We start from the raw sequence: 8,504 nt of genomic DNA, 5'->3' as shown, positions 1-8,504 counted from the left end.
GTTCCAGTCACGACCTGCGCGGTTGGGGTCCATGTAGCCGGTGAGTTTTTTCAGCTCGGTGAAGGACTTGACCATTTCCGGGCCGGACAGGGTTTTCTGGTCCAGGTCGACCAGGGCTTTCTTGTAGCCCTGAGGGCCCATGACCGAGAGCACCACGTCTTCAAACACGGTGCTGTCCTGCCAAGGCTGACCACCGTGGGCCAGGGCAATGAAGCCCGCAGCTTTCAGTTTGTCGCCAGCGGCATAGAACTCTTCGAGGGTCGTCGGGGCTTTTTCGATACCGGCTTTCTTGAAGACCGCCGGGTTGATCCACAGCCAGTTGACGCGGTGAATGTTCACCGGCACGGCGACGTAATCACCTTCGTATTTGACGGTGTCGGAGACTTTCTTCGAGAGCAGGCCGTCCCAGTTTTCAGCTTTGGAAACGCCTTTCAGCGCGTCGGTGCTGAGCAGGCCAGTGCTGCCCCACTCCTGGATATCCGGACCTTTGATTTGCGCGACACCTGGCGGGTTACCCGCTACGGCGCGGCTTTTGAGTACGGTCATGGCCGTAGCGCCACCGCCGCCGGCGACCGCACCGTCCTTCCAGGTGAAGCCGTCTTTTTCGACTTGAGCCTTGAGGACATCGACCGCTGCTTTTTCACCACCCGAAGTCCACCAGTGCACGACTTCCACGGAACCTTTGGAATCGGCGGCAAGTGCGCTGAGAGGAAATGCAGTCAGGGGAAACAGCGTGGCAAGAGAAACGACAGTGGCGAGGCGAGAAATCGCATTCATCTAGCGGTACCTTTCTTGTTGTTATGCATGCAAGTCTGGTGCTTGCGCTGCAAACGAGTTTAAACAGCGTAGATCGCTTGGCAGGTAACGAAGCGACGGCAAAATGTCACTGCATGGTTACATAAGTGCCGAGTCAGAGCCTTGAGCCAACGCACTGGCCATGCTCGGTGCCAGCGGCAAGCGTGGAATCAACACCGCTTGCCAGGCGTGATAGAGGTCTGGTTTGCCGCCCCAGATCTCGGCGCTCGGACGGTTTTGCGGGTCTAGTTCGTGGTGCCAGCTGCCGTGAATCCGGTCGATCAGACAGCGGTCGCTGAACGCCCAGAAACGCCGGTACCAGGTTTCGTACTGCGCCTCACCGGTGCGTTTGAGCAAGGCACTGGCGGCGGCACTGGCTTCGCAGTGAACCCAATGCAAACGCTGGCGCACGACCGGTCGATTGTCCCAGTCGAGGGTGTAGACAATGCCTGGCGCGCCATCGACGTCCCATCCGTGAAGGCAGTTATTGGCGAAGAGTTTTTGCGCATCGCTCACCAGCCAACCTGGAGTCAACATGCCCGCCTGCCCGCGTGCCGCTTCGAGGTGTAACAGTAGCCGTGACCATTCGAAACCATGGCCCGGCGTGGTGCCGTACGGTCGGAAGTGGTCAGCCGGATTGGCCTGGTTGTAGTCGCGCAACGGTTGCCAATCGCGATCAAAATGCTCGACCACCAAATGGTCGTTGGCCGCTGCGTGCCGGTGAATCACCCGCTCGACAATTCGCAAGGCGCGATTCAGCCAGCGGCTGTCCTGCGTGACATCGGCCAGCGCGAGAAAGGCTTCGGTGGCGTGCATGTTGCTGTTGGCACCGCGATAGGATTCCTCTTCGCTCCAGTCGCGGTTGAAGGATTCGCGCATTGCGCCCTCCTCTTCGCTCCAGAAATGCTGCTCGATGATGGCAATGGCATCGCTGAGCAAGGCATCTGCTCCAGGCCTTTGGGCAACCACCGCAGAACTCGCCGCGAGTGCCACGAAAGCATGCAGGTAAGCGGCCTTGCCGGTATCGCCATCACGGTGATCAGGCGCTGCAAACCAGCCACCGAATTCGGCGTCATGCAGCGGGCCATTGAGGGCGTTGATGCCGTGATCCACCAGCTCGGCAAACCCTGGCAAGCCCTGAATATGCGCCATGGCGAAGCTGTGGGTCATGCGGGCGGTGTTCATGGTGCGGGCCTGGGCGTCGGCCGGTAATTGGCCGTGTTCGTCCAGATTGCCAAAGCCTTCAGGCAGCTTCGATGCCTTGGCGAAAGCCAGCAGGCGCAAGCCTTCGTCAGCCAGCCATTGCTGATGGGCAGGTGCGGTCAGCCAACTGCTGAAGGCAGGTGGGGTGGTGTTCATAGGGTGCCTGTTTTTGTTGTTATGACTGGGAAGAGTCTAAACAACGGGCGGTGGCGGGCGGGTAACGAAGGGGGTCGGGTATGTCACTGACTTGTGACATTGGCCGTGAGGCATGTGTTGTAGGGACTGACGCCATCGCGAGCAGGCTCGCTCCCACAGTAGTTTTGCGTCGTACACAAGTCCAATGTGGGAGCGGGCTTGCTCGCGAAGAACGATAACGCGGTGTCTCTAATCAGCACTGCGAGGCAACTGCAACGTCACCCGCAGTCCGCCCTCGCGCAAATTCTGCAAACTCACTTCCCCACCATGGCTATGGGCGATATTGCGCGCAATGCCCAACCCCAGCCCATAACCCTGCTGCTGTCCGGCCAACCGGAAGTGCGGTTCGAACACCTGCTCCAGTCGCTGTTCAGGCACTCCCGGGCCTTCGTCGTCGACGTGCAGAATGAACGCGCTGTCATCGTCGTCGATGTGCAGATGGGCGTTCTGCCCGTACTTGAGGGCGTTGTCGATCAGGTTGCCGATGCAGCGCTTGAGCGCCAGCGGCTTGCCGGGATACGGCGCCAGCGCCCGGCCTTGCTGGGTTACGCGACCATTGCCGTTGGGCGCCAGGTAAGGCTCGACCAGGCAATCGAGTACATGATTGAGGTCCACCGGCTCGATGTTTTCGTGAATGTCGGTGTCCTTGACGCATTGCAGTGCGCCTTTGACCAGCAGCTCCAACTCATCCAGATCACGCCCGAACTTGGCTTGCAGCCGCTCATCCTCCAGCAACTCGACCCGCAGGCGCAGACGCGTGATGGGGGTGCGCAAGTCATGGGAAATGGCACTGAACAACTGGCTACGCTCCGTCAGGTAGCGGCTGATGCGCTCGCGCATGGCGTTGAAGGCGCGGCCGACTTCAACCACTTCACTGCCACCGCCCTCGGCCACCGGTTCCACTTCGGCGCCCAGCGACATGTCCCGCGCCGCCCGTGCCAGACGCTTGAGCGGCCKGCTCTGCCAGTGCACCAACAGGCCAATAAACAACAACAGAAAACCGCTGGTGAGCACGATGAACCAGACCTGCTGCGACGGCAGGCCCTGCTCTTCCAGGCTGGTATAGGGCTCGGGCAACAGCGAAGCGATGTACAGCCATTCGCCCTCGGCCAGTTTGATCTGGGTAACCAGCACCGGCGGATTGACTGGTTCCAGGGTCAACGCGTAATGCGCCCAGGACCTCGGCAATTCGTCGAGCTTCAAACCGCCATTGAAAATCCGCAGATCATCCGGGCTGACGAATTGCACCGAGATATTGGTGTCCGCGCCCAGCGATTCGCGCAACACATCATCCACCGCCACCAACACTGCTTGTTTACGCGGGGTCGGCGGCAACAGCTGCATTTCCAGCGGTTTGTCGTTGAGCGTCACCACAAAACGGGTGCCGCCCATGCTGCGCAACTGGTCGAGAACCAGCGGCCGGTACGCCACCGGAAGGGAGCGAAAGTAACTGACGCTGGCGGTCATCGAATGGGCCAGGCTGCGGGCTGCGGTGACCAGCCCTTCCAACTGCGTGGCGCGCAATTGCGAAACCCAGATCACGCTCGACAGCGTCTGTGCAAACAGCACCGCCAACAGAGTCAGCAGCAACATCCGCCCAAGCAGCGAACGCGGTACCGGCACCCGCCGTATCAGGCGAGTGAAGAACTCAGTGGCCATTGCTGGCGACTACATTGGCGGCCAGTTGATAACCGCTGCCGCGCACGGTGCGGATCAGGCGAGGAGGTTTGTCGGTATCGCGCAGACGCTGACGCAAACGGCTAACGGCCATGTCGACGATGCGATCGAGCGGCATCAGGTCGCGGCCACGAGTGGCATTGCCGATGGTGTCGCGGTCGAGGATTTCCTGCGGGTGATCGAGGAAGAGTTTCAGCAGCGCGAAATCGGCACCGGAGAGAATCACCTCTTCGCCATCGGTGTGAAACAGCCGGTGGCTGACCATGTCCAGCCGCCATTCATCGAAGGCCAACACCTCACCGCCAGAGCGCTCCTGACCGAACTGGGCACGTCGCAGCAAAGCTTTGATTCGCGCCTGCAACTCACGAGGGCTGAAGGGTTTGCCAAGGTAATCGTCGGCGCCGAGCTCCAGGCCAATGACCCGGTCGGCCTCGTCGGAACTGGCGGTGAGCATGATGATCGGCACCTGGGCCTGGCGCGGGTGCTGGCGAATCCAGCGACACAGGCTGAAGCCGTCTTCGTCCGGCAACATCACATCAAGGATCACCAGATCACTCGGCGCCTCGTTCAGCGCCTGGCGAAAACCGGCACCGTCGGGCGTGGTCCGCACCTGAAACCCTGCGCGGCTGAGGTAGGTGTCCAGCAACTCGCGTATCTCTTGATCGTCATCGACCAACAAAATCGACTTGTTGACTGAGCTCACTTCGAAGGCATCCTTGTTGTTAGTGTTGGGGCGGATTATGCCTGATCGTTCATGGATCTATGGTGCCTGTCAGGGCCCTATCGCGAGCAGGCTCGCTCCCACAAGGATTTGAATGCACGCAACCCTGTGGGAGCGAGCCTGCTCGCGATGAAGTCAATGCGGTCTCAAGCCTGCTCCAGTGCCACACCCGCACCAGTCAAACCGGAATACGGTGCAGTCACCAGCCAGACCGGAATGCCCTTGAAGTACTCGCTCATGCAGCCCTTGTCGGCGAAGCAGCGGGCAAAACCGCTCTTGAGAAAGAAATCGGCAAACCGCGGAATCACCCCACCGACGATGTAGACACCGCCGCGCCCACCGACGGTCAACACGTTGTTGCCGGCCACCCGACCGAGCCAGCAGCAGAACTGCTCGAGCACTTCCACAGCAATCGGGTCGCCCGCAAGGCCGGCGGCAGTGATGGCTTCCGGGGTGTCGAGCACAGGTTCATGCCCGTCGACTGCGCAGATCGCCCGGTAGACGCGCGGCAAACCGCCGCCGCTCAGCGCTGTTTCGGCACTGACGTGACCGATCTCGTTGTAGATGTGCTGCCAGAGCTGGGTTTCTCGCGGACTGCTCAGCGGCAGGTCGACATGCCCGCCCTCCCCCGGCAATGCGGCCCAACGGCCTTCGCCAAGATCCAGCAAGGTACCGACCCCAAGGCCGGTACCGGGACCGATCACCACGGCCGGGCGCAACGGCTCCGGCGTGCCTTCGCAGACCACCCGGAACTCGCCCGGTTGCAGGCGCGTCATGCCCAGCGCCATGGCCGAGAAGTCGTTGACCAGCAACAACCGATCGACCTGCAAGGTCTGACAAAAGGCCTTGCGGCTCAGCCGCCAGTGGTTGTTGGTAAAACGAAACTCATCGCCGCTGACCGGGCCAGCCACCGACAGGCACACCGCGCCAATCGAACCGGGCGCCAGGCCGAGGCCGCTCAGGTAGACGCCGATGGCGTCTTCCGGGCAGGCATAGTCGGCCGTCGCCAGCACCTGGACCGACTCCAGTTGCTGGTCTTTCCACAACGCAAAACGCGCATTGGTTCCACCAATGTCACCGACCAGCGCTAGTTTCACTTAAGGGTCTCCAGGGCAGAGGTAAAGGCGCTGGCGCCCTGCTCTGCCGAGCTGAAGGCCATGCGCATGAAGCCAAACAACTCGCGACCACAACCAATGCCGTTGTCCAGCAGGCCTTTGGCCGGTGTGCGAGCGGCAAATTCATCGGCGTCCACCATAAGCTGCAAGGTGCCTTTGACGCCATCGACGCGGATGATATCGCCCTCTTGCACGCGAGCCAAAGCACCACCGACAAAGGCTTCCGGGCTGACGTGAATCGCCGCAGGGATTTTCCCCGACGCGCCGGACATCCGCCCGTCAGTCACCAGCGCAACTTTGAAACCACGGTCCTGCAGTACACCGAGGAACGGCGTCATTTTGTGCAATTCCGGCATGCCGTTGGAGCGCGGGCCCTGGAAGCGCATCACCGCGACAAAGTCCTTCTCCAGCAGGCCGGCCTTGAACGCATCGGCCAGATCCTGCTGGTCCTGGAAGACCATTGCCGGTGCTTCGACCACTTGATGTTCCGGCGCCACGGCCGAGACTTTCATCACCCCGCGACCGAGGTTGCCTTCCATCACCCGCAGGCCGCCCTCTGGCGAGAACGCACGGGCAACGGGGCGCAGGATGTTTTCATCGAGGCTTTCGATCGGACCTTCGCGCCATACCAGCTCACCGTTTTCCAGGAACGGTTCCTGGGTGTAACGGCTCAGGCCATGCCCCGCCACGGTATTGACGTCTTCGTGAAGCAGGCCGGCTTCCAGCAGTTCGCGGATCAGGAACGACATGCCGCCCGCGGCCTGGAAGTGGTTGATGTCGGCCTTGCCGTTCGGGTAGACGTGGCTCAGGGTCGGCACCACCTCGGAGAGGTCGGCCATGTCCTGCCAGGTCAGCTGAATACCGGCCGCCATGGCGATGGCCGGCATGTGCAGGGTGTGGTTGGTCGAGCCCCCCGTGGCGTGCAGCGCAACAATCGAGTTGACCAGTGAACGCTCGTCGACGATTTCGCCGATCGGCATGAAGTTGCCGCTTTGCTTGGTCAGTCGGGTGATCTGATGCGCGGCTTCGCGAGTCAGGGCGTCACGCAACGGGGTGTTCGGGTTGACGAAGGATGCGCCTGGCAAGTGCAGGCCCATGACTTCCATCAGCAACTGGTTGGTGTTGGCGGTGCCGTAGAAGGTGCAGGTGCCAGGGCTGTGGTAGGACTTCATTTCCGATTCCAGCAGCTCTTCGCGGCTGGCCTTGCCTTCGGCGTAGCGCTGACGCACGTCGGCTTTTTCCTTGTTGGAAATGCCCGACACCATCGGCCCGCCCGGMACGAAAATCRTCGGCAGRTGACCGAAGCGCARCGCGCCCATCATCAGGCCCGGCACGATCTTGTCGCAGATGCCGAGCATCATCGCCGCGTCGAACATGTTGTGCGACAGCGCAACAGCGGTCGACATCGCGATCACTTCGCGGYTGGCAATACCCAGCTCCATGCCCGGCTCGCCCTGGGTTACGCCGTCGCACATGGCCGGCACGCCGCCGGCGAACTGGCCGACCGAACCGATCTCGCGCAATGCGTGTTTGATTTGTTCCGGGTAGTGCTCGTACGGCTGGTGCGCCGAGAGCATGTCGTTATATGACGAAACAATCGCCACGTTGGCGGCGTTCATCATCCGAAGGCTTTGCTTGTCTTCGGTGCCACATCCGGCCACGCCGTGGGCGAAGTTGGCGCATTGCAGCTTGCCGCGCATCGGGCCATCGCTGGCGGCGCCGCGAATCAGTGCAAGGTAGGCCTCACGGGTAGCGCGGCTACGGGTGACAAGCCGTTCAGTGACCTCAAGTACGCGGGGATGCATGTGTAGAACTCCAGGCTAACGGATGTGGCGACCTGTTCGTGTCTATGCTGGTCAAGAGGCATCGACGCGTGACGCGCTGACGGTTTTCTTGACCACTCGGACCAGTTGATTCAGGTCACTCGTTGTAGATAAAACAAAATATTGCCACTAAAAAGGCTTGTTTTCTATTTTTTTGCGAATAATCTTGTAATTCCAACAACAAATATGACGAAGGCGCTTTTCATATGACTCTACGAATTGCAATCAATGGTTTTGGCCGCATTGGCCGCAATGTCCTTCGCGCACTGTATACCCAAGGCTACCGTCAGGATTTGCAGATCGTCGCCATCAACGATTTGGGCGATAGCGCGATGAACGCTCACCTGCTCAAGTACGACACCGTGCATGGCACCTTCGATGCCGATGTGCAGCACGATCAGGAAAGCCTGACCGTCAACGGCGACCGGATTTCGGTCAGCGCGATTCGCAACCCGGCCGAGTTGCCGTGGGCTGCCGAGAAGGTCGACGTCGTGTTCGAATGCACCGGTCTGTTCACCGACCGTGCCAAAGCCGCTGCCCATATTAGCGCCGGCGCGCGCAAAGTGATTATCTCGGCTCCGGCCAAAGGCGCCGACGCCACCGTGGTGTATGGGGTCAACCACGACATCCTGCGCCAATCGCACCAGATCATTTCCAACGCGTCGTGCACCACTAACTGCCTGGCCCCGGTGGCTCAGGTGTTGCACCGCGAGCTGGGCATCGAGAGCGGTCTGATGACCACCATCCATGCCTACACCAACGACCAGCACCTGACCGATGTCTACCACGTCGATCCGTACCGTGCCCGTTCGGCCACCCAGAACATGATCCCGAGCAAGACCGGCGCCGCCGAAGCGGTGGGCCTGGTGCTGCCGGAACTGGCCGGCAAACTGACCGGTATGTCGGTGCGCGTGCCGGTGATCAATGTGTCGCTGGTGGACCTGACCGTGCAACTCAAGCGCGAAGCCAGCGCTG

At 60.9% G+C, this 8,504-nt stretch carries 7 protein-coding genes; 1 reads left to right on the top strand and 6 read right to left on the bottom strand.

Annotated elements, in window-relative coordinates:
* The 6 genes from AC1DH9_RS14950 to edd all read right to left on the bottom strand — a co-directional run.
* Positions 1-777, bottom strand: a 777-nt coding sequence (locus tag AC1DH9_RS14950; protein WP_477808357.1) for an ABC transporter substrate-binding protein, incomplete at its 3' end; no start/stop codon positions are given.
* Between the two features lie 117 nt (positions 778-894).
* The gene (locus AC1DH9_RS14945) at positions 895-2,154 is read right to left on the bottom strand and encodes a D-mannose isomerase (RefSeq protein ID WP_427536063.1); all 1,260 of its coding nucleotides are present in this window, start codon (positions 2,152-2,154) and stop codon (positions 895-897) included.
* 228 nt (positions 2,155-2,382) lie between these two features.
* The gene (locus AC1DH9_RS14940; protein WP_427536065.1) at positions 2,383-3,852 is read right to left on the bottom strand and encodes an ATP-binding protein; all 1,470 of its coding nucleotides are present in this window, start codon (positions 3,850-3,852) and stop codon (positions 2,383-2,385) included.
* Entirely contained in the window at positions 3,842-4,573 is a 732-nt protein-coding gene (locus AC1DH9_RS14935; protein ID WP_103314995.1) for a response regulator, read from the bottom strand. The genes AC1DH9_RS14940 and AC1DH9_RS14935 overlap by 11 nt, the downstream gene beginning before the upstream one ends.
* A gap of 164 nt (positions 4,574-4,737) precedes the next feature.
* Positions 4,738-5,688, bottom strand: coding sequence for a glucokinase (locus AC1DH9_RS14930; RefSeq protein WP_427536067.1), 951 nt, complete (start codon positions 5,686-5,688; stop codon positions 4,738-4,740).
* Positions 5,685-7,511, bottom strand: a complete 1,827-nt coding sequence (gene edd, locus AC1DH9_RS14925; protein ID WP_477808356.1) for a phosphogluconate dehydratase — start codon at positions 7,509-7,511, stop codon at positions 5,685-5,687. Before edd ends, AC1DH9_RS14930 begins: the two co-directional genes overlap by 4 nt.
* Positions 7,512-7,735: 224 nt before the next feature.
* Between edd and AC1DH9_RS14920 the strand changes: the two genes are divergently transcribed.
* Positions 7,736-8,504, top strand: a 769-nt coding sequence (locus AC1DH9_RS14920; protein ID WP_477808355.1) for a type I glyceraldehyde-3-phosphate dehydrogenase, incomplete at its 3' end; no start/stop codon positions are given.

Source organism: Pseudomonas sp. 05T35 (assembly GCF_056396605.1).
This window is presented reverse-complemented; position numbering and strand designations above follow the sequence as displayed.